This is a genomic window from Endozoicomonas ascidiicola (assembly GCF_001646945.1).
In the GTDB taxonomy this organism is placed as follows: domain Bacteria; phylum Pseudomonadota; class Gammaproteobacteria; order Pseudomonadales; family Endozoicomonadaceae; genus Endozoicomonas; species Endozoicomonas ascidiicola.
Map to the genome: position 1 here is coordinate 68,226 of NZ_LUTV01000002.1, position 20,076 is coordinate 88,301.

A 20,076-nucleotide genomic window follows, 5' to 3' on the forward strand; every position below is an offset into this window, starting at 1 on the left:
AATAAAAAACGTTAACTACAAATAGCTTTTCTATAAGCCGCTTTTCTACAAACTGTCTTCTACAAACAGTAGCGCCTTATCAACGATTTAAGCATATCAACCATCGGGTTAATACGGTCAAGGGACAGATATTCATCCGGCTGGTGTGCTTGATCAATATCACCCGGGCCAAGAACTACCGTGTCCATGCCCATACTGTTCAGAAGCGGTGCTTCGGTGGCAAAAGCAGCACTTTCCGCTTGATGGCCTGTCAGTTTCTCGCAGGTCTTCACAAAATCAGAATGAATATCGGTAGCAAACGCTTCAACAGGTGCGATGAGCTTTTCAATCGAAATCTCAACGCCATCTCTTTCTGCAATAGGCGCCATCCTCTGTCGTATTTCCTGCCGAAGCTGGTCACTGTTCAGCCCGGGAAGCATGCGAATATCAAAGTCCAACTGACAATGACCACAAATACGATTCGGGTTATCGCCACCATGAATGCAACCCAGATTGATCGTTGGTACAGGGATCGTAAACCCCGGGTTCTGATAACGATCAGCCAGCTCCGCACGAAATTTCATGAGCTCACCAATCACACTATGAGCAGATTCCATAGCGTTTCTGCCAAGGGATGGGTTGCTGGAATGGCCTGACTGCCCAAGGATTTGGATACGCTCCATCATCACGCCCTTGTGCATATGAATAGGCCGCATGCCCGTAGGTTCGCCAATCACCGCATAACGTGCTCTGGGTCTACCCAACTTTACCAATTCACGTGCTCCCGACATGGATGTTTCCTCATCTGCCGTTGCCAGGATAATCAGAGGCGCTTTGAATGGCGCCTGCAAAAAATCACGTGCAGCTTCCATTGCCAAGGCAAAAAAACCTTTCATATCGCAGGTTCCCAACCCGTAAAAACGATTGTCCCTCTCTGACAGGGAAAACGGCGAGCTATCCCAGAGTTTTTCATTGCATGGGACGGTATCGGTATGACCAGCCAGAACCAACCCTCCGGCTCCGGAGCCAAGAGTGGCAATTAAATTTGCTTTATGGGGCGCTTCCGGCAACGGTAACACCTCACAGTTAAACCCCATTGTTTCCAACCAGAAGGCAAGCTCGTTAATAACGGGCAGGTTGCCCATATCCAATTCAGCCAGAGTGGAGCTCACTGAAGGGATTTCAATCAGTCGAGACAGTGTCTGCTTAAGATCGGGCTGAAGTGTGGCCAAAGTAATTGCTCCTCAGGAAGCGTTAAGCACGCGAACCGTATGACTGGTTACTTATCAATGAGATCTGATGACTTAGTCTACCCTAAACGTATGATAAATCGTGCTATACAGCGCCACTTATTCCACTTCTTATTTCACTTGGATGTTTATTCATTGCCTGATGAGCTTTAATAACCTTTACAACATCATGATGGGAGTATTTAGCGGCCATATCCAGAGCAGTCTTGCCGAACCGGTTCGTCTGCTGATGATTTTTTGTCATCCCGAGTAAAAAGTTGACCGCCTCAAGGTTTCCTTTTTTAGCTGCTCTCATTAACGCATTGTTACCATCTTTATCAATCGCTTCGCAGTTAGCCCCGTTCTCCATAAGATAGAGGAAAACTTTATTTGAGCCATTATTGATAGAATGCATTAATAGCGACTCTCGTTCGGAAAATAACGTAGAATTTAAGCTAGCATCAAAATGCTCAAAGTAAAATTGTAATAGTTCTATATCATCAAGCTTGATTAAGCGACTTAGGGTTTTATCTTTCAAGCCAATCATTTTTAAAATAGATTTAATTTTGCTTTTATTCCGATCCGATGCATATAAATGATCAAACAGCTCATTTTTCAATGAGCCCGAGGCTAGTAGATGTTTGCCAATCATCTTTTCAGCCTGAAGAATATAATGCCGGTCTTGAAAATCAACCTTAAAAACTTTCCAGAAAAAATACTGCAACCTAAAAGACCACTTCTTCTTTTTAGCAACAACACCTGAGTAATAATATTCAATATCATTAAAACTACCAGACTCTTCGATACGCTTCGTCATCTGCGATGTTTTCTGATGAATTCCTCCAGCAGACAAGTATTGATTTACTTCTCTGGAAAACTGAACTGTTGTCTCTGGCATTTGAAAGAGAACCCTTCGATTCTCAAATAAAGGCTTAACACCACTAACACCTGACTTTATTACCTTTGCGACAAAACTGCTGCAATTATTTGTCATATAGCGATAATCACCATTTTCAAATAGCTTCTTTGCTCTCCTGATCATTTTCTCGGTATCAAGTCCTTTTATCAGCTCCATTCTTCCATTATCGATTAAGTCTGCATGCCCTACTATATCTTGATACAACCTTAGTCTCTCTATGTTTTCTTCTGAAGACTCGCCTGTAATCTTGTCCAAACTTTCAAGACCAAACCGCTCAACTATTTTTGGATTAAAGCTTCTAGAGCCATATGAAAAATAACGGACAGGGCCATTTTCAGGTCTTATAATAATTGCACTGTGATATCCATTCCCGTAGTCAAGAGTCAATACCTGCCCCTTCTTAGAACAATTAAATAGCTCTATTGTTCTTGTTTCACACTTAGCCTTAAGCTTTTCTACCTCTTCTGGCTTGGCGGTTCCACTTGAACACCTTTTATTTAAACAGTAAAACTCTGACAGCTTTGTCCTCATTCTAAAACCTGTTTTCAAATGATAAAAAAGATGTTTGAAAACACCTTTTATTGAAAATTTATCCGTATAATCAATTTTACCAACATTTCTCTCTGATAGCTTTTTGTTAAGAATCTCACCTTTCTTTTTTACACAGTACTCATAAAACTGACGAATCTTTCTTTTGAATAAAGGTAATTCTGATCTAGATCGATCTTCCGGCTGTTGAATATTCGGAAAGGTTTCTGACAATGCTGGCTTTTCTGGTAGTTGGTCGAAACTATTAACTTTTACCTTTTCACATCCTGACAATATTTGACCTGTTTGCATAAGTAATCCCTCCCCCCTTATAACCATCCAATGGCTCCAGCTTTGTGAATAGTCAATCTAGGAGCCTGTCGGACTTACCACTGACCTACTGCGAAAAAGCCGGATTTGGCCATTTTTTATGCTCCTTTTCGTTGAATAGCTCGCTATTCGCCTCAAATGAGAATAAAAACTGACTCAAACCGGACTTTTTCTCGCTACGGTCGGCTAAGTCCGACAGGCTCCTAGTGCAAGGAAGCGTTAATACCCATACCGTTCGCACTGAGCGGAGTCGAAGTGTGGTGCTTTGATCCTTCGACTCCGCTCAGGATGAACGGGGATGTATGTCTTATAAAGCTTGGCTGCACTAGTAAAAAACAAACTATAGTACTAAATTAAATTTCTTACGATAACAAACCTGTCAGCATCACTAACATAATATGAGGAAAGGCATTTAACCGAAGATCAATCTGAGTATATGGAAGAATATAATGGCAAGAATGGCTCCAGCAGGCAGGGTTATTAACCAGGACATGAAAATTGTACTGATCACGCGAAGATTCAGAGCTCCAATACCTCTTGCCAAGCCAACGCCCAAAACAGCACCGACTAAAGTGTGCGTAGTTGATATGGGCAGCCCTGTGCCGGATGCCATTACAACAGTGGAAGCTGCTGCCAGCTCTGCAGCAAAACCACGGCTTGGCGTCAGTTCGGTAATATGGGTGCCAATGGTTGCCATCACTTTATAACCCCAAGTGGCCAATCCAACGACGATACCAGCTGCACCAAGGAGCAACACCCAGGGAGGAACTGAGGACTTACCGACGATTTCACCACCACTGTGCACGACACTGACAACTGCTGCCAAAGGTCCAACGGCATTGGCCACATCATTTGAGCCATGAGCAAACGCCATGGAACAGGCGGTAAAAATCATCATGACACCAAAGACTTTCTCGACACTGGAAAAATGAAAAGCAGCATCCGCCTTCTCGTCTTCTCTGACCTTGGAAAGCGCCATTTTCCCAATAAACATGATGACAAGACCGATCACAATAGAAAGCAGCAACCCCTGGTGATCATCAAGCGGCAACCCAATATGCTTAAGGCCTTTGGTCAAGGTTACCATGGACATCATAAAGCCCACGAGAAACATATAAATGGGCATATAACGTTTGGCGTTTTGGAAAGGCTTGTCTGTATCCAGAATTAACTTTTGTACCGAGACAAATATTAAAAAGGCCATAACCCCAGACATCATCGGAGAGACAACCCAGCTGGCAACGATGGTTAACACTTTACCCCAGCTCACCGCGTCCGCAGAGATACCCACCGCCGCAAAACCAACAATAGCGCCAACAATTGAGTGAGTGGTAGAAACGGGCCAACCGTATTGAGTCGCGACCATCAGCCAGGTACCCGCAGCCAGTAAAGAGGCCAGCATGCCATAAATTAATAAATTCGGATTCTCCACCAGATACGGCATATTCGGATCAATAATGCCCTTTCTAATGGTTTCGGTCACCGATCCCCCAGCCAGATAAGCACCTGTGAACTCCAGAAGAACAGCAATCAAAATCGCCTGACGAATCGTCAGCGCACCGGAGCCAACCGAGGTACCCATGGCATTTGCCACATCATTGGCACCTACGCCCCACGCCATGAAAAACCCAAAAAGGCAGGCAAGAATCAACAGGACGGTGCCATATTCAGCGATGATACTCATGAGACGGCTCCCGATTCAGTTAACGGGCAAGCAATAATTGAAGATGGCTACCAACTCTTGAAGCGCGGTCAGCCAAATCTCCAACCCAATCAATGATCTTATACAAAAAGATCACATCAATGGGAGGAAGTGTTTGCTCTATATCGAAAAGTAGACGTCTGACCTTTACCTGATCCTGATCTGTTTCGCTTTCGATACTGTTTAACTCTTCAACCATTCTTTCTACCAAATCAACTTCGCGCCCTTGAAACCCTGTCTCCAACAGAGAGTCCAGCTCATGAATCGCTGTCAGTGCCTGAGCCGAGGTTTTAATTGAAAGACGCACATAAGCAATAAATGAGTCATGCATGGATTCAGGTACCATCATCTTTCGCCCAATCATCAATCCTGCGATATCTTTGGCTCGATTGGCCACTTTATCCTGAACAGTAACAATCTCCAGTAAATCCGTTCTGGGTACCGGTAAAAACAGGCTTTTGGGTAGTGAGAGACGAATTCTTCGTTTGATAGCATCCGCTTTATTTTCAAGCTTTGTGATCTTTTGCTGCAGCACCTCAGCCTCATCCCAATCACTGGCAAACACAGCCAGAAAAAAAGGTTCAAGCTGCAATGCACATTCATGGACGGTGCTTATATGTTTTTGGATGGGCCCAATAGGCGAGCGGCCAAATACACTCGCCAGAATGTTGCTGTTAGGCATTATTCGAATCAATCCTGATTGAACACGGTTTGGCTATCGAGTATAGAATGCAGATCCACTTTCTGCACGGACATGTCCATGAGTCAAGAAATCGAGCTGAAACTTGCGGTACCTCAAGCACTGATAAACACCGTTAAACATCACCCATTCTGGCAGTCGTACTCTGCATCGGCACCGAAAACAGTCCAGCTTGGTAATATCTATTTTGATACTGCTGATTTGAAGTTGAATCAGGAAAAAGTCGCTCTTAGAATTCGGGATATCGATGGCGAATTTATCCAGACACTGAAAACCAAAGGCACCAGTCATCAAGGCATAACACGTCGCGGTGAGTGGGAATGGCAATTAGCCAGCCCTGAGCTGGATCTCACCTTATTAAAGCCGGTGTGGCCTGAATCATTGGGTGCTATCAATGCTGAGCAGCTCATACCTCTTTTCAGCACCAACTTCCACCGCACAAAATGGTTACTTACCTGCGAAGCACCCTATGCAAAAATTGAAGCAGCGCTGGATGTCGGTGAAGTGCGATCCGGAGACAAAAGTAGCCCAATCAGCGAGTTAGAATTGGAGTTACTCGAAGGTGATGAAAAAGCGCTGGAAGTTATCGCCCAAAAACTGAATAGCGAATTAAACCTGAAGCCATCGGATGAAAGTAAGGCAGAAAAAGGGTTTAACTTACTGGCATCTTCTCGATCTTAAGGAGGGTTGGGCGTTTTCAAACCCAGCAAGGACAGGCACTTTTATCAATCTGCCTGTCCTTTCGCCGAAAAACAGTAGAGAATATAAAATAAAGCTATCGTTCAGGTTTGTAGTATTTAATGAACACAACAGGTTTACAGCACCGGGAACAAATGCTCGATCTTTCAATGGTGGTTTCTGACCTGGTCAGAACCGGTTACATCACTCAAGATACCGCAGACGGGATACTCAGCTACTCAAGAACCGCTGAGCAGACTCGTATGCATCCGCTGGAATATCTGGCGGATCTTGAGCTGGACGACCTGAAAAGACCCGGAAAGAAGCTGGATCTGGAATACCTTTGCCACTGGCTGGCAACGCTATCTGGCCAGGATTATTTCCACATTGACCCCCTGAAAATCGATGTTGCCGCTATCACGCCAGTGATGTCCCACGCCTTTGCCATTCGACATCAGATTCTGGCGGTAGATGTTAATAATACCGACATCACCATCGCCTCTGCTCAGCCATGGCATAAAGCGTGGGAAGATAATCTCCGCCACGTCACTCGCAAAGAGATCAAACGAGTCGTTGCCAATCCAGCGGATATTCGACGTTTCAGTCTGGAGTTTTACCGTCTGGCCCAATCGGTGATGGGAGCCAGTTCCGATGCTGGTGTTACTGCCACGTCACTCAATAGTTTCGAGCAAATGCTGGAACTGGGGAACATGAAAACCCCAGACGCTAATGACCAACACATCGTGAATATTGTGGATTGGCTGCTGCAATACGCTTTTGAACAACGCGCCAGTGATATTCACGTTGAACCACGCCGCGATCAATGCAACCTCCGTTTCCGTATTGATGGTGTTCTCCACACCATTTATCAGATGCCAGCAAAAGTGGCTGCAGCGGTGATCAGCCGGATCAAAATTCTGGGACGTATGAACGTTGCTGAAAAACGCAAACCTCAGGATGGACGACTGAAAACCCGCAACCACGACGGTTACGAAGTTGAACTACGTCTTTCCACCTTACCAACAGCGTTTGGTGAGAAGATGGTGATGCGTATTTTTGATCCGGAAGTGCTGGTTAAATCCTTCGGCGACCTTGGTTTTTCCAGAGAAGATGAAAAGCGCTGGCGCTACATGTCCAGCCAGCCCAGTGGCATTATTCTGGTGACCGGTCCGACCGGCTCCGGTAAAACCACCACTCTGTATTCCACGCTTAAGCACCTTGCTACCGAGCAAGTCAATGTTTGCACCATTGAAGACCCCATTGAGATGGTTGAATCCTCTTTCAACCAAATGCAGGTTCAACACAATATTGATTTGACCTTTGCCTCCGGCTTACGAGCATTGTTGCGACAAGACCCGGACATCATAATGGTGGGTGAGATCCGTGACCTTGAAACCGCAGAAATGGCTATTCAAGCAGCGCTCACTGGCCACCTGGTACTGTCGACATTGCACACCAATGATGCGCCCTCAGCATTGACCCGTTTACTTGAGCTGGGCGTTCCTTCTTATCTGATTAAAAACACGGTGCTGGGTGTTATGGCGCAGCGTCTTGTTCGAACCCTGTGCCAAAACTGCAAAGAACAAGCTTCCGTGGATAACCATGGCTGGAAAGCGCTCACCAAACCCTGGTCAGCAGCAGCACCTGCCGAGGTCATGCAACCAGTGGGTTGTTTGGAATGCCGGGAAACCGGTTATCGGGGTCGGGCAGGTTTGTATGAAATCCTGACCATGAGCGATCAGGTAAAAGAACTGATTGTTGAAAACCCGGATATTGACCGACTGAAAAACCAGTGCATAAAAGAAGGCATGTACAGTTTGCGACTTTCTGGTGCGCAAAAAGTGGCAAGTGGCCTGACTACTATTGAAGAAGTAATTCGCGTTACACCGGAATAATCCATTCACTCATTACCATTTAAATGCGCTTCATTTAAATGGTAATGAGAAAGCGTTTAGAAAAATTAAAATTCCACTCCCTTTTATATAAACATTCACTTATCATTTAATTCCTCGGTTAAAGTCGTTCCGAGAATAACAACAATAGATTTCTAAACGCAGGGACTCACCATGAAAGTGCACAGTTTTGCACCGTCGGTTATCGCCATTGCTGCTGCAGCCATTATTTCACATTCCGCTACAGCGGCACCGGTTGTCGATAAAGGATTAACGTTATCACTTGGCGCCAGTTTTAATGACCTGGACAGTTACCGGGGTTTAGACGATGCAATAGCGCCGGAAGTCGGTATTGGCTACCGATATAATGATCAATTTAGCTTGATGACAACCTATTCACAGTTCAGCACGGATCAAAAAAATGGTGATGATTCCGATCTGAAAGCTTATCGCCTTGATGCCTTTTATGATTTATCCCCATGGACCGGTCAGCTAACACCGTATCTGGTCGGTGGTATTGATTACCTGAAAGAAAAACCCGACCATGACGATTCCCGTGATGATACCCGTTTAAATGCAGGGTTCGGGTTACGAAAGGCTCTATCGCCAAATCTTTCAATTCAAGGTGATCTACGCGCCATCCGATCTCTGGATTACAATCAAACAGAAGGCCTATTAAACGTTGCCCTTAGCTGGACATTTGGAGCAGTAGCAAAGTCTGTAGCAGCGGCAAAACCCGTTATACAAAAGCCTGCACCAAAGCCGGTGGTTGCCAAAGTAAAAGACAGTGATCGTGACGGTGTTCTGGATAACATTGATCTCTGCCCTGAAACGCCGGCAGGAAATGAAGTGGATCAAACTGGCTGTGAACCTCAAGAAACCATCAATTTACTGGTCACTTTCGACTTTGATTCTGATGCTATTCAAGCCAACGCCTGGGATCGGATTAACAAAATGGGTGAGTTTCTCCAGCGGTACCCCGATGTGAAAATCGATATCACTGGCCATACCGACAGCATGGGATCAGAGCAATACAACCTGACACTTTCCAGTCAACGCGCTGATGCTGTCCGTAAAGCGCTCATTGAAAAGTTTGGTATTAAAGCTGAACGACTGCAGTCTTTTGGTGCCGGTGAAGTGAAACCTATTGCCAGCAATGCAACTGATGATGGACGGCTGCAAAACCGTCGCGTTGTTGCTGATATTGTTGAATAAGCATGAGCACCAGGGAAGGTAGTGTGAGCTACTTTCCTTTATCCAGCTCGCAACTGCTTATCCAATGCCCATCTACAGGATCAAACCCACAAGCTGAGCTTTCATCTTTCCAGAAATACCTTATATCGATACCTGTTGGCAGTGCTTTTTGATACTCATAAGCATCTTTAACCGAGTGCAACCAGTGAAGAAGCCCTTTATTTTTGGCATACCACCAACCTCTGCCCGGAATAAAATACCATTTTTGACTGAAACTGTTTCGTACAACGCAGTGCTCCAATGAAAATTTACCCTCCAGCCATGACAGGCAAAAATGCTCACCGGCCAGTACATTAAACAGACGCTTTGATGCAATATCATGAATCCAAAACTGCCCCGCCGATTGATTACACTGACTGGCTCGAATGGTTGCCCCACCAAAACAATCATATTGACCCACGCTATCAATATTGCAGGGAGCAACTTCCAGACAAGAATCTTTCTTTATATCTTTTAATTTCAGCATGCCTGTTAACTTTTTCTTTTCCCCTAACCATGGCCAAAGTTTAGAAAAGCCTGGATCATTAATTACCGGGTTATCCGCAGGCTCTACCTTATTTTCAAAGTCGATACATTCATACTTGCCGGTGAATGGGCTGATAAAACAATGATCTGAATCATAATCAATCATTGAATAATGTAAGCGACCAGCCTTTCCCTCTTCATGCACTAAAGAATTCATGTAAGAGCGTTGACTGATACGGCTGAGCAGTTCTCCTCTTTGATTGAAATACCATGCCTGCTTCATACCACCTTGCCGACAAGTAGCCAAGGTCATTCCACCGGCTTCATTACTCAAGCAACCATTCTCAGAAAAACTCATCGACCTCAACGTCTTACCAGAAAAATCAAATGACCAGTTCTGGGAAGGTAAGTCAGTATCGCAGGGACTTAATACAATGGACTGATTACAACTTTCTGCGTCTGATTCCTCACAGTCCGAATCCATAGTCGTAAGGCACTGACCCGTGTCAGAATATTTCAGTTGAAAAGTTTCGCTTTCTTCAGAAAAACTCACGCTACTGGTAAGAAGGAATAAAAAGCTGAGAAGGCAGATAAGATAACGCATAAGAGCACTACTAGATAATTTATAAACTGATACTAAGAGTGAACCTTTAGTTTCTATTTAGTTCCTTTGTTTAATAAAAAAGCCCCGAAAAACGGGGCTCTATAGGAAATTATTTATACTATGGTTCAGATATCAGAACAGCGCATCATCCAGAGCATAGAGTTCTTCTGTTCCTGACAGCGCTGCTAAAGCGGCACTTTCAAACCTTGGTAACAAACGCTTGAAGTAGTAACGGGCAGTGATTTGTTTTGCCTGCATCCACTCTTTCTCTTCAGTGCCGTCGGCCAGCTTCTCAGTGGCCTTTTTGGACATTAATGACCACATCCAGCCATAAGCTACATAGGCAAAAGCGTTCAGATAATCGACGCAAGCAGCGTTGATCAGGTTTGGATCATCTTTAGCCTGATTCAGCAGCTTGTGGGTAAGCTCTTCCAACTTATCCACTGCTGGCAAAAGCTGCTCTGCGAATTCGTCATCAGCACTGGTTGAGTTACGGATTTCACTCAGGAAGGTTTCCAGATACGTGCCCCCGCTCATGGCGATTTTACGACCCAACAGATCCAGCGCCTGAATGCCGTTGGTGCCTTCGTAAATCTGGGTAATACGAACGTCACGAACCAGCTGTTCCTGGCCCCACTCGCGGATATAACCGTGACCACCCAACACCTGCTGACCGGCAACGCAGCTTTCCAAACCAGCATCGGTGAGGAATGCTTTAACAACAGGCGTTAACAGCGCAACCAGCGCCTCAGCCTTTTTTTGTTCCTGATCATCTTTACTGTACTTGGCGATATCCAACTGCTTGGCAACGTAGGTGGAGAATGCACGACCACCTTCGTTCAAGGCTTTCATGTTCAGCAACATACGACGAATGTCGCCATGAACCATCAGTGGGTCAGCGGCTTTTTCTTTATTCTTGGCACCTGTGGCAGAACGACCCTGAATACGATCTTTGGCGTATTCCAGAGCAGTCTGATAAGACATTTCGCTACTGCCCAAACCTTGGATGCCAACAAACACGCGCTCGTAGTTCATCATGGTGAACATGGCGTTCAGGCCTTTGTTCACTTCACCAACGAGATAACCTTTAGCGTTATCAAAGTTCATAACGCAAGTGGCGGAACCATTGATGCCCATCTTGTGTTCGATGGAACCACAGGCCGCACCATTTCTTTCACCCAAAGAGCCATCTTCATTGACCATGAATTTTGGCACGAGGAACAGAGAGATGCCTTTTGGCCCTTTAGGCGCATCAGGAAGCTTTGCCAGAACCAAGTGGATAATGTTATCCGTCAGGTCATGCTCACCACCGGTGATGAAGATTTTCGTACCGGTGATGTCGTAACTGCCATCGCCATTATCTTCGGCTTTGGTTCGGATAATGCCCAGGTCAGTACCCGCGTGTGGCTCGGTCAAACACATGGTGCCGGACCATTCGCCGGAGTACATTTTTGGCAGGTAGGTTTCTTTCAATGTTTCAGAAGCGTGAGCATCAATGGCCAGAGAAGCACCGGCACCCAAACTTGGGTAGAGAATAAAGGCAAGGCTGGCACTGCAGGCCATTTCATCAAACTGAGCCGCCAGTACTTTTGGCATGCCCATGCCGCCGTAGGCCGGGTTACCGCCCAAGCCACTCCAGCCACCTTCAGCAAAGGTTTTGTAGGCTTCTTTGTAGCCAGCCGGTGTGCTGACGTTGCCGTTATCCCAAGAGCAGGCTTCTTCATCACCGGAACGGTTCAGTGGAGCAATAGTACGGGAGGCCAGTTTAGCGGCTTCTTCCAGAATGGCATCGGCGGTTTCAGCATCCACCATCTCGCTGACAGCAGGCCACTGAGACCACTGCTCAGCCACATTGAACACGTCATACATTACAAAACGCATGTCACGCAGGGGGGCTTTGTACTCGGCCATGATTCTCCACTCCTGGAATAATTTTTATCGATTAAAGTACCGATGTTACCCACTGAATTTATACGAAAAATTGGCTTCAGTGGCTCACATGGGTGAGTGAATTTCGTCATAGAAATTTTAACGGATTAAACGCTTGTTTGACAGCATACTCCCCGGTTTTCACTCTCACTCAAACGCGAATTGCCGATGAAATACGCTACGGTTAAATAATGTGGTTAACTAACTAATAACCCGTTGTAGTCCTAAATCTTACTTCAGGTTTTCTATGCGCTACGTCTTAATGCTGGTCACAACAATACTGCGAATTTCACTGCTCTCCCTTCTTGATCGGTTGGCTGCTGAGCAGCTGGCCTTATCCAAAAAGGAACAGGTAAAGCGGGGCTGGGTAAAAAGTCTCTGGCTCTGCGCCGGTATCCTGATGCTTTTCAACCCTGTTCTGCCGGTTATGCTGATTATTGCCCTGCCAACGACCTTTCTGAGCTTTATGATTCTCGATGAACTGAAATAAACGTTCAGACAAAAAAGGCTACCATCCGGTAGCCTTTCTTATGAACTCAGCAACGCTTACACGTCACCGAAATCTTCTTCTTTGATCGCCATCAGGTTATCTGCGCCACTCTCAAAGCATGCCTTATGCATTTGAGCTCTTGGCAGAATACGCTGGAAGTAGAACTGCGCAGTCTGAATCTTCGCCTGATAGAAACCAGTTTCAGTGGTTCCGTTAGCCAGCGCTTCTTTAGCCGTCTGAGCCATTTGCGCCCAGAAGTAAGCCAGAGTTACGTAGCCGGAATACATCAGGTAATCCACAGAAGCCGCACCGACTTCTTCTTTGTTCTGCATGGCTTTCATGCCGATCTGCATGGTCACGTCGCCCCACTCTTTGTTCAGAGCGGCCAGTGGCTTGATGAATTCCTGCAGACCTTCATTGTCCGCCTGAGCCTGACAGAACTTGTGCACCACCTTGGTGAACGGCTTCATGGTTGCGCCCTGAGTCATCAGAACTTTACGACCCAGCAGGTCGAGCGCCTGAATACCAGTGGTTCCTTCGTACAGCATTGAGATACGGCTATCACGAACGTTCTGTTCCATGCCCCACTCGCTGATGAAACCGTGGCCACCGTAGCATTGCATGCCAAGATTTGCGGCTTCAAAACCAGTTTCGGTGATGAACGCTTTAACGATTGGCGTCAGGAAACCCATTTCCAGATCAGCTTGCTTAGCAACTTCTGCATCTTTGCTATGGGTCAGGTCAGCCAGCTTGGCTACGTAGTAAATCATCGCCCGGTTACCTTCAGCGAAGGCTTTGACAGTCAGCAGCATACGGCGAACGTCAGGGTGAACAATGATTGGATCAGCTGGGCCGTCAGGATTCTTAGGGCCAGTCAACGAACGCATTTGCAGGCGATCACGGGCATAACGAACAGCGCCCTGATAAGCGATCTCAGCGTGAGCCAGACCTTGAACACCAGTTCCCAAACGGGCGGAGTTCATAAAGGTAAACATGGCATTCAAACCCTTGTTTGGCTCGCCAATCAGGTAGCCAGTAGCATCATCAAAGTTCATGACGCAGGTTGCGTTACCGTGGATACCCATTTTGTGCTCCAGAGAGCCACAGGTTACGCCGTTGCTTTCGCCAATCGCGTCAGAACGGAACTTTGGTACGATGAACAGGGAAATACCCTTGGTGCCTTCAGGGGCGCCTGGCAGACGAGCCAGTACGATATGAACGATGTTCTCTGCCATGTCGTGATCACCGGCAGAGATAAAGATCTTGGTGCCAGAAATACGATAACTGCCGTCTTCTTCAGGTGTCGCCTTGGTCTTCAATATACCAAGGTCAGTACCACAGTGCGGCTCGGTCAGACACATGGTGCCGGTCCATTCGCCGGAGATCAGCTTGGTCAGGTAAGTTTCTTTCTGCTCGGTTGTGCCGTGAGCTTCCAGAGTATTCATAGCACCGTGGCTCAAGCCAGGATACATACCCCAGGACCAGTTCGACTCACCCATCAATTCGCTGAGCACGATGCCCAGAGATGCTGGCAGACCCTGGCCGCCGAACTCGGCATCGCTTGCCAGTGATGGCCAGCCGCCTTCAACAAACTGCTGGTAGGCTTCTTTAAAGCCTGTTGGCGTTTTCACGCCGTTTTCAGTCAGGGTACAACCTTCTTCGTCACCCACACGGTTCAGAGGAGAAAGCACCTGTTCACAGAATTTTGCACCCTCTTCCAGAATGGCATCCACCATGTCTGGAGTGGCATCTTCACCTTCAGGGATGCTGGCGTAGTGCTCAGCGTAGCCAAGCAGTTCATCGCGAACGAAACGGATATCACGCAGGGGAGCTTTATAGTCTGGCATGGTCCATCCTCGGAATTCTTTTAGTTATTTCTATGAAAAGTATAGCACTATTCAAACAGGTGTTTGAAACTTACGTTTAGATACAATTAAAGTCAATAGATGCTCAGTAAAGTTAACCGGTGTTAACGAGGGAAATTGTGCAGGAATAAGCGCAGCCCTGCATTGTCACAGGGCATAAAGAGAGGGGTTTTTGCTGACTTAAATAAGAGAAGAAACATCCAAATAGGGCGCAACCGCTTCCTTACTGAAATCGCTCAGATAGGGCACTGTTCCAAGGCGTGGAGCCGGGATCAAACGGGTTAAGGTCGCCAGATTTTCTTCGTATCGATTCATATCTGGATCAATCTGGTTAGCAACCCAACCTGCTAACTTCACACCATCACGTAGGATGGCTTCCGCTGTTAATAGCCCATGATTCAAACAGCCTAACTTCATGCCGACCACCAGAATAACGGGAGTGTTTAATGCCTTTGGTAATCCTGAAAGCATCTCTCTGCCATTCAGTGGAACTCGCCAACCACCAGCACCTTCGATGAGAGCTAAATCGTATTTCTTCATCAAAGCGCCACGGCAATAACCGGTCAGACGATCAAGCGTCATGCGAACACCCGCTTCTTCTGCCGCTATATGTGGAGCAACGGGCGGCTCAAATGCCAAGGGGTTCATCTGCTCATAAGGCAATGACATCGTCATTGCCTCAATCAAAACCTCAGCATCATCATTACGAAGCCCTTCACTGGTTTGATGACAACCCGCAGACACTGGCTTCAGTGCCAGTGTTGATAAGCCTTGCAAACGAGCGGCTTCCAGAAGGCCACAAGTAACCACTGTTTTACCGGCATCTGTATCAGTACCTGTTACAAAAAATATTTTCCCCACCACAACTCACTTATTTTGCAGATGTTCACAATCTTGAGATAGCCTGGCTATCATATGCTGAGTACTGTTCAAACAGGCTTACAATCGCTGAGTGTTCTTCATAGTTATCAGGCTTTTCAGGTAAGCTTTCTGAAGCTGTGTCCGTATTATCAGACTCTTCAATGGACGCAACAGGCCTTTCCCATCGCCCAATCAAATCGTCACGAGACAAAACAGGCTGGCGGAATATTACCTGTTCTTTCGGTGACTGGTTACAGCATTTCCGCAGGGCAAGGCCTATCTGCACGGCTCCTGCTAGTGAACCACCTGTGACAGCACCGCAAATAGGAATTTCCAAATGAGCTAAAAACCCCGCGGGCACGCAGCCTGCTGCAACGCCAACCAATCTGGGAACCTCACAAAACACACCGCCTATAATAAACCCAATCCCTGCTCCAATCACTGGAGGAGCAACAATCTTACAGGTTCTGATACAGCATTCCCCTGTAAATTGCCCAACCTTCTTGCAGTGGTTGTACGAAGTATCAGCTTGTGTATTGGAAATAATAGATTTTGGCTGAGCAGTTACCGCATCCATCAACCAGCCCTCTTAACAGCATCGATGTAAGCGCAGGAAAACAAATTTCCTACGCCATACTAAGACAAATAATGTTGCAAAAGGTTCGATAATCTATTTAATCAAAGTGCCATAAACCACTTGATAAGTCAGAGGTAGACCACTCAGTTCTCTAAGCGACTCATAAATATCTTTCAAGACATCCAGCTTTCGTCGTGTAAGTAGGCTGGGCGTTCCTTCCAGAACGGTATTAACTCCCAGCGCCTTCAATGATCGCAGCATCGTAATTACATCAGGGTAATAAACCACTTCAGTTTGGAGAGACATACTATTCAAGCTCATTCCTGAACGATGAATAATTTCTTGCTGTTTCTCAAACTCGGCAAACTGATTAACTCGACCACTCTCTCCCGCCTGAGTCCAGGAAGCATTCAGTTCATGCAAGCTGCCGTCGGATAGCGTGGAGAACACAAACTGCCCTCCCGGCTTCAGTACCCGCGACACTTCATCAAGGACTCGTTCCAGGTTACACCATTGAATAGCAAGGCTTGAAAAAATGAGGTCAATCGATTCGGATGCAAACGGCAGTGACTCAATATCACCGGAGCACCAGCGAACACGATTGCATGAAGAATGCTGCCGTTGCGCAAACTGCAGCATGCCCATAGAAAGATCCAACCCGGTCACCAATGCAGAAGCGTACCTGTCAGCCAACGCCACGGAGTGAATGCCTGTTCCGCTGCCCAGATCCAGCACACGATTAACAACAGCATTCGTCGGCAGCCCTAGCATCGCCCTTGCCGCAACCCGATGTTGCAACACCGCTGCAGCATCGTAACTTTGAGCGGCTCTACCAAAATTACGGGCGATTAGTCGCTTAACACTAACCTTGTTAGCGCGAGAAGCTACATCACTGCGTGGGACACCTAACTCAGAGGAGTAATCATCTAGGGTATATGGAGACACAGCTGCTGCACCTCCCTGACAACGGCACCCGGATCATCCATAAAGAACGTATGTCCACCTTCCAACACCTGAATCCGATGCTTGGGAAAACGAGCTTCAATCAACTCGGCAGCACTGGCCGGCACCAATCCGTCGGCTTTTCCAAACATATGGCTGATCGGACAGCGAAGATCAGCAAGCGCTGAACGGAGATCACTACTCCCCAACAAAGCCAACAGTTCCTGTAACGTTGTTTGATCGAGTTCAGCGTCATCCACCAGGGATTGCAACAGCGTAATTTGTGCTTTTCGCTGAGGGCTGCCTGAAGCACACAAAAGGACAAACTGTCGTAAGGTTTTACCGGCAGATTCTGCAAGACCTTCTGAGAAACTGGAAAACAATGCCGGTGACATGGCTTCTGGCCAGTCAGGCTGCTGAACAAAACATGCATTGGCTGCAAGGTTAACGACACCGGCGACATTTTCCGGATGGCGACTTGCATACAATGTCGCCAACATGCCACCCAGTGACCAACCCACCAGTACCGAAGGCTTTTCAAATAATTGCTGATCCAGATAATCCAGCAGTACGTTCCAGTCGTAGGGTTTTCTGTAAGCGTCAAGCTCACTCACCAAACCCGGAAGTTGCACAATTGAGACACGACGATGATCGGCATCCAGCGCTTCAGCCAGGGTTTCCATAACACCGGCTGGCATTGCCCAGCCACTGATCAACACAATTGGGTACTGGCTCATCCCGTCGTCACTCCTGAATTTGATAATTCTTCTGGGCTTATGTCGTTTACACAGGGTCTATGTAACGCTTTAGACATAACTTTTTCAAGAGCGCTGAGCAGATCATCAACATGTTGTCGCGTATGAGTGGCACTGAAAGTAATGCGTAATCGGGAAGAACCCTTTGGTACCGTAGGCGGGCGGATGGCGGTCACCAGAATATTCTGTTGCGCCAATTTATTGCTGATTTCCATGGCTCGCTTTTCACAACCCACGAGCAACGGTTGAATCGGTGTCTGTGAATCCATAAGGGGAAAGCCCAGCTGTTCACAGCCTTTTCGGAAATAGCGGATCAGATCCTGCAAATGCTCCCGACGCCAACTTTCCTTTTGCACAATTTTGAGACTCGTTCTCGTAGCCTCCGCCACCGCAGGCGGCATAGATGTCGTATAAATGTAACTTCGGGCAAATTGGATCAGCGTTTCGATCAACGCATCGCTACCAGCCACAAATGCACCGTAGGTGCCAAAACCTTTACCCAGTGTTCCCATCAACACCGGCAGCTGCTCTTGGCTTAAACCAAAAGTCTGAGCGACACCACCACCGGTTTCACCAAGAAAGCCAAAGCCGTGGGCATCATCCACCATCAGCCACGCCTGATGTTGCTGGGCAATGTCTGCCAGTTGATCAATGGGGGCAACATCTCCGTCCATGCTGAATACACCATCGGTAACAATCAATTTACGACGGGCGTCTGTTTTTTTAAGGCGGAGCTCGAGATTCTCAACATCGTTATGGAGATAACGCTGAAAGCGGGCGCCCGACAACTGCCCGGCATCCAATAACGATGCATGATTCAAACGATCTTCAAACACCGCATCCTGCTTACCCACTAAAGCCGTGATTGCACCCAGGTTGGCCATATAGCCATTGGAAAACAGCAATGCTCGATCACGGCCAGTAAACTCTGCTAATTCATCTTCCAGCTGATGGTGCGCTCTACTGTGACCAATCACCAAATGAGAAGCGCCGCCGCCCAACCCGTAGTCATTCGTCGCCTGTTGAAAGCTGGCGATAATCTCAGGATGGTTTGCCAAACCAAGATAATCGTTGCTGCAAAAAGCCAGATACTGCTTTCCATCAATCACTACTTCTGGCTGCTGAGGGGTTTCCAGCATTTTTCGGCGTCGATATAACCCTGCTGCCTGACGATGACGGAGATCCTGCTCCAGTTCGAAACTCATTAACTCTGCCCAGTCGATCCTGTGGAAGCCGTTGCATCGTAATATTGATCGTTACTTTTCTCACGATCGTAAAACGCTTTGATCGGGCAGGTTTCCGGCGCATCAACACCTTCACCATCGCCTTCACCCCAATCGTGATTCTGATTGATGCCCAACTTATCGAACAGCGCCCGATCCCTGTTTGCTTCGGGATTGGCGGTGGTCAGCAACTTATCACCGAGGAAAATCGAATTCGCACCCGCCAAAAAAGCCAGCGCCTGTAATTCATCACTCATCTTTTCACGCCCGGCGGATAAGCGAACATTCGACGCTGGCATCATAATTTTAGCGACGGCGATGGTACGGACAAAATCAATGCCTTCCACCTCATCAACATTTTCCATGGGCGTGCCCGCCACTTTGACCAACATATTGATGGGCACACTTTCCGGATGCTTTGGCATGTTCGCCAGTTGAACCAGCATGCCAGCACGATCGCGCTCCGTTTCACCCAAACCCACAATGCCGCCACTGCACACATTCATGCCGGCATCACGAACGTGGGACAGGGTGTTCAAACGATCAGAGAACGTTCGGGTGGTGATAATGCTGCCGTAGAATTCTGGTGAAGTGTCCAGGTTGTGGTTGTAGTAATCCAGACCTGCGGTGGCAAGATCATTCGCCTGATCTTCACTGAGCATGCCCAAGGTCATGCAGGACTCTAACCCTAAATCTTTAACGCCTTTGATCATCTCAATAATTAACGGCATATCTTTTGCCGGTGGATTCTTCCAGGCGGCGCCCATGCAAAAACGAGTCGCGCCAGAGGCTTTGGCGGCTTTGGCTTCTTCCAGAACCTTTTTCACTTCCATCAATTTTTCTTTTGCCAGACCGGTGTTGTAGTGACCGCTCTGAGGGCAATATTTACAATCTTCTGGACAAGCGCCCGTCTTAATAGAGAGCAGTGTGCTAACCTGCACCTGGTTTGGATCGAAGTGCGCGCGATGCGCCAGTTGCGCTTCAAAGATCAAATCATTGAATGGCTTTTGAAACAAAGCTTCGACCTCCGCCATGGTCCAGTCATGACGAAAATCGCTGGAAGAATCGGCGGACACCGCCTGGTTAGTACTGACCATGACACCCTCTGGATAGGAACTCACTCTATGACACATGGTGAGTTTTATTAATTCTGA

Annotated in this window: 17 protein-coding genes; 4 read left to right on the forward strand and 13 right to left on the reverse strand. The window is 47.0% G+C overall.

Features of this window, described 5'->3' with window-relative positions:
- Window positions 1–59: 59 nt before the first annotated feature.
- The 4 genes from argE to AKL11_RS04445 all read right to left on the reverse strand — a co-directional run bounded on the left by argE (window position 60) and on the right by AKL11_RS04445 (window position 5,369).
- On the reverse strand, window positions 60–1,211 hold the full coding sequence (gene argE, locus AKL11_RS04430) for an acetylornithine deacetylase (protein WP_216636757.1): 1,152 nt from the start codon (window positions 1,209–1,211) through the stop codon (window positions 60–62).
- Window positions 1,212–1,314: 103 nt separating this feature from the next.
- Window positions 1,315–2,967: an ankyrin repeat domain-containing protein gene (locus AKL11_RS04435; protein ID WP_157673418.1), complete on the reverse strand. Its 1,653-nt coding sequence runs from the start codon at window positions 2,965–2,967 to the stop codon at window positions 1,315–1,317.
- Window positions 2,968–3,397: 430 nt separating this feature from the next.
- A complete protein-coding gene (locus tag AKL11_RS04440) occupies window positions 3,398–4,669 on the reverse strand; it encodes an inorganic phosphate transporter (RefSeq protein ID WP_067515441.1) in 1,272 nt (423 codons plus the stop codon).
- Window positions 4,670–4,688: 19 nt separating this feature from the next.
- Window positions 4,689–5,369 carry a TIGR00153 family protein gene (locus AKL11_RS04445; protein ID WP_067515442.1) on the reverse strand — a complete coding sequence of 227 codons (681 nt, stop codon included), beginning with the start codon at window positions 5,367–5,369 and terminating at the stop codon, window positions 4,689–4,691.
- A 78-nt stretch (window positions 5,370–5,447) separates the two neighbouring features.
- Here AKL11_RS04445 and AKL11_RS04450 point away from each other — a divergent pair, with 78 nt between their 5' ends.
- From AKL11_RS04450 to AKL11_RS04460, 3 genes are all read left to right on the forward strand, one after another.
- The gene (locus AKL11_RS04450) at window positions 5,448–6,068 is read left to right on the forward strand and encodes a CYTH domain-containing protein (RefSeq protein WP_067515443.1); all 621 of its coding nucleotides are present in this window, start codon (window positions 5,448–5,450) and stop codon (window positions 6,066–6,068) included.
- A 119-nt stretch (window positions 6,069–6,187) separates the two neighbouring features.
- Window positions 6,188–7,960: a type IV pilus assembly ATPase TfpB gene (gene tfpB / locus AKL11_RS04455; RefSeq protein WP_067515444.1), complete on the forward strand. Its 1,773-nt coding sequence runs from the start codon at window positions 6,188–6,190 to the stop codon at window positions 7,958–7,960.
- A gap of 171 nt (window positions 7,961–8,131) precedes the next feature.
- A complete protein-coding gene (locus AKL11_RS04460) occupies window positions 8,132–9,172 on the forward strand; it encodes an OmpA family protein (protein WP_067515445.1) in 1,041 nt (346 codons plus the stop codon).
- Between the two features lie 28 nt (window positions 9,173–9,200).
- Here AKL11_RS04460 and AKL11_RS04465 read toward each other — a convergent pair whose 3' ends face one another.
- Together AKL11_RS04465 and AKL11_RS04470 are read right to left on the reverse strand one after the other, a co-directional pair.
- Entirely contained in the window at window positions 9,201–10,280 is a 1,080-nt protein-coding gene (locus AKL11_RS04465) for a ricin-type beta-trefoil lectin domain protein (RefSeq protein ID WP_067515446.1), read from the reverse strand.
- Window positions 10,281–10,412: 132 nt separating this feature from the next.
- The gene (locus AKL11_RS04470; protein WP_067515447.1) at window positions 10,413–12,191 is read right to left on the reverse strand and encodes an acyl-CoA dehydrogenase C-terminal domain-containing protein; all 1,779 of its coding nucleotides are present in this window, start codon (window positions 12,189–12,191) and stop codon (window positions 10,413–10,415) included.
- A gap of 265 nt (window positions 12,192–12,456) precedes the next feature.
- Here AKL11_RS04470 and AKL11_RS04475 point away from each other — a divergent pair, with 265 nt between their 5' ends.
- A complete protein-coding gene (locus tag AKL11_RS04475; protein WP_067515448.1) occupies window positions 12,457–12,699 on the forward strand; it encodes a hypothetical protein in 243 nt (80 codons plus the stop codon).
- Between the two features lie 56 nt (window positions 12,700–12,755).
- On the opposite strand, the gene AKL11_RS04480 is transcribed toward AKL11_RS04475, so the two are convergent.
- The 7 genes from AKL11_RS04480 to bioB all read right to left on the reverse strand — a co-directional run bounded on the left by AKL11_RS04480 (window position 12,756) and on the right by bioB (window position 20,019).
- Entirely contained in the window at window positions 12,756–14,546 is a 1,791-nt protein-coding gene (locus AKL11_RS04480) for an acyl-CoA dehydrogenase C-terminal domain-containing protein (RefSeq protein ID WP_067515449.1), read from the reverse strand.
- A 198-nt stretch (window positions 14,547–14,744) separates the two neighbouring features.
- Window positions 14,745–15,425: a dethiobiotin synthase gene (gene bioD / locus AKL11_RS04485; protein WP_067515949.1), complete on the reverse strand. Its 681-nt coding sequence runs from the start codon at window positions 15,423–15,425 to the stop codon at window positions 14,745–14,747.
- Window positions 15,426–15,450: 25 nt separating this feature from the next.
- Window positions 15,451–16,002 (reverse strand): hypothetical protein, encoded by a 552-nt coding sequence (locus AKL11_RS04490; RefSeq protein WP_067515450.1) that lies wholly within the window; start codon window positions 16,000–16,002, stop codon window positions 15,451–15,453.
- Window positions 16,003–16,095: 93 nt separating this feature from the next.
- Window positions 16,096–16,947 carry a malonyl-ACP O-methyltransferase BioC gene (gene bioC, locus AKL11_RS04495; protein WP_067515451.1) on the reverse strand — a complete coding sequence of 284 codons (852 nt, stop codon included), beginning with the start codon at window positions 16,945–16,947 and terminating at the stop codon, window positions 16,096–16,098.
- A complete protein-coding gene (locus AKL11_RS04500) occupies window positions 16,929–17,681 on the reverse strand; it encodes an alpha/beta fold hydrolase (protein WP_067515452.1) in 753 nt (250 codons plus the stop codon). The genes bioC and AKL11_RS04500 overlap by 19 nt, the downstream gene beginning before the upstream one ends.
- Window positions 17,678–18,904 carry an 8-amino-7-oxononanoate synthase gene (bioF, locus tag AKL11_RS04505; protein WP_095210179.1) on the reverse strand — a complete coding sequence of 409 codons (1,227 nt, stop codon included), beginning with the start codon at window positions 18,902–18,904 and terminating at the stop codon, window positions 17,678–17,680. Before bioF ends, AKL11_RS04500 begins: the two co-directional genes overlap by 4 nt.
- Complete coding sequence (gene bioB, locus AKL11_RS04510) at window positions 18,904–20,019, reverse strand: biotin synthase BioB (RefSeq protein ID WP_216636577.1); 1,116 nt, start codon at window positions 20,017–20,019, stop codon at window positions 18,904–18,906. Before bioB ends, bioF begins: the two co-directional genes overlap by 1 nt.
- Between the last annotated feature and the right edge of the window lie 57 nt (window positions 20,020–20,076).

Excerpts from the sequence above, each read along its gene's own strand:
- AKL11_RS04490 (WP_067515450.1), bottom strand. The coding sequence starts at position 16,002 with ATGGATGCGGTAACTGCTCAGCCAAAATCTATTATTTCCAATACACAA.
- AKL11_RS04450 (WP_067515443.1), top strand. The coding sequence starts at position 5,448 with ATGAGTCAAGAAATCGAGCTGAAACTTGCGGTACCTCAAGCACTGATA.
- AKL11_RS04470 (WP_067515447.1), bottom strand. The coding sequence starts at position 12,191 with ATGGCCGAGTACAAAGCCCCCCTGCGTGACATGCGTTTTGTAATGTAT.
- AKL11_RS04435 (WP_157673418.1), bottom strand. The coding sequence starts at position 2,967 with ATGCAAACAGGTCAAATATTGTCAGGATGTGAAAAGGTAAAAGTTAAT.
- AKL11_RS04460 (WP_067515445.1), top strand. The coding sequence starts at position 8,132 with ATGAAAGTGCACAGTTTTGCACCGTCGGTTATCGCCATTGCTGCTGCA.
- bioF (WP_095210179.1), bottom strand. The coding sequence starts at position 18,904 with ATGAGTTTCGAACTGGAGCAGGATCTCCGTCATCGTCAGGCAGCAGGG.
- AKL11_RS04480 (WP_067515449.1), bottom strand. The coding sequence starts at position 14,546 with ATGCCAGACTATAAAGCTCCCCTGCGTGATATCCGTTTCGTTCGCGAT.
- bioB (WP_216636577.1), bottom strand. The coding sequence starts at position 20,019 with ATGGTCAGTACTAACCAGGCGGTGTCCGCCGATTCTTCCAGCGATTTT.
- AKL11_RS04475 (WP_067515448.1), top strand. The coding sequence starts at position 12,457 with ATGCGCTACGTCTTAATGCTGGTCACAACAATACTGCGAATTTCACTG.
- AKL11_RS04465 (WP_067515446.1), bottom strand. The coding sequence starts at position 10,280 with ATGCGTTATCTTATCTGCCTTCTCAGCTTTTTATTCCTTCTTACCAGT.
- tfpB (WP_067515444.1), top strand. The coding sequence starts at position 6,188 with ATGAACACAACAGGTTTACAGCACCGGGAACAAATGCTCGATCTTTCA.
- AKL11_RS04500 (WP_067515452.1), bottom strand. The coding sequence starts at position 17,681 with ATGAGCCAGTACCCAATTGTGTTGATCAGTGGCTGGGCAATGCCAGCC.
- AKL11_RS04440 (WP_067515441.1), bottom strand. The coding sequence starts at position 4,669 with ATGAGTATCATCGCTGAATATGGCACCGTCCTGTTGATTCTTGCCTGC.
- AKL11_RS04445 (WP_067515442.1), bottom strand. The coding sequence starts at position 5,369 with ATGCCTAACAGCAACATTCTGGCGAGTGTATTTGGCCGCTCGCCTATT.